The 1202-nt window shown below is 63.4% G+C and carries 1 protein-coding gene and 1 pseudogene; both read left to right on the top strand.

The genetic code is table 11. From position 1 onward, the window contains the following. Positions 1–470: 470 nt before the first annotated feature. Positions 471–974 carry a hypothetical protein gene (locus GOACH_RS22990; RefSeq protein WP_245552008.1) on the top strand — a complete coding sequence of 168 codons (504 nt, stop codon included), beginning with the start codon at positions 471–473 and terminating at the stop codon, positions 972–974. Then, positions 971–1202 (top strand): annotated as a pseudogene (locus tag GOACH_RS24115) (RES domain-containing protein); the annotation flags it as partial. The gene GOACH_RS22990 and the pseudogene GOACH_RS24115, both read left to right, overlap by 4 nt.

Below are 1202 nucleotides of genomic sequence, written 5' to 3'. Positions count from 1 at the left end.
CAGGCGCTATTCGACCGCTGCCTCCCCGCGCTGCATCTTGCCGCCAGCTTCTACCTGTCCCGCGCGCCAGATCGTGCGCCTCACCAGAGATCCGGCTTGTGGCCCTGCCGTTGCTTGCAGGAGAAATGAACCTTCGGCGACATACCCGCAATGGGAGCTCGTTCGGCGTGTCTGTTTCGCGTTCCCCGCGTCTGGTTAGACGCTCGCAACCAGCAACAACCACACATACGCCCACCCGGCACGCGGTCAGTGCCGAGGCTCGAACCGGCCAGCCGGGGCGATACACCCATGCCGGATGAAGACGACGCGTCCGAGGCGATTCGGGGCATCAGCCGATAGGAGTGAGCACACGACCGCTAGGTTGACCCGGTTGACCGACGGGATGTGTGGGCGTAAAACTAGAGGCAGGTGGTTGTCCAGGTTGACCGAAAGTGGGCTCGATGTCGGATCTGATGGATCGTAAGCAGGCGTTGCTCGACGAGTTGGGCAGCCTCTTGGATGTGCGGTTCGCCGTCGCCGAGGACTCTGGGGTTGACCCGGCGGTGTACGCGGACACCTCCCGAATTGCTAGGGCAATGATGGCGGCACTGCCGTCTGCAACCAGCGTGCATGATCAGACCGTTGGACCTTTCTACGACACTGCAGGACTGACCACCTGGCTTGATGTCAGCAAGCAGGCGCTCGCCAAACGCGTCAAGAACAACACCCTTATCGGCTGCCAGCTCGAATCCGGCACGTGGGTGTATCCGACGTGGCAGTTCACCGACGACGCCGTAGTCGACCGCCGGCTTTTGAGGGTGTGGCAAGTTTTGCGGGAGCACGCCAACGCGTGGACCGCGGCGCTGTGGATGTGCTCACCGAACGCCGCCCTCGACGACGAAACCGCCGTCGCGTATGTCAGGGGTGGCGGTGACGACGAGCTCACAGCGGCCCTCAACGCTGCCCGAGTCGATGCGGAACGCTGGGCGGCATGAGCAGCCGTGAATCGGTAGCGCTGCGTGAACCCGGCGGACGGGACTTGTCATCCTTCCCGACGGTCAGCATTCCCACGAGCGCACAGCTGTATCGAGGACATCGCACAGCCAATGGTGCATGGTTCTTCTCGAACGGAGGGGCAGGCCGTTTCGATCTCGACGCACCCCGCGGAACCTGCTACCTCGGTGTCGATCCAGACACCGCAGTCCGAGAAGTCCTGGGCGGGG

The organism is Gordonia aichiensis NBRC 108223, from assembly GCF_000332975.1.
Taxonomy (GTDB): domain Bacteria; phylum Actinomycetota; class Actinomycetes; order Mycobacteriales; family Mycobacteriaceae; genus Gordonia; species Gordonia aichiensis.
Note: the sequence above shows the minus strand (reverse complement) of the source record. Positions and strands in the feature narration are given on the sequence as shown.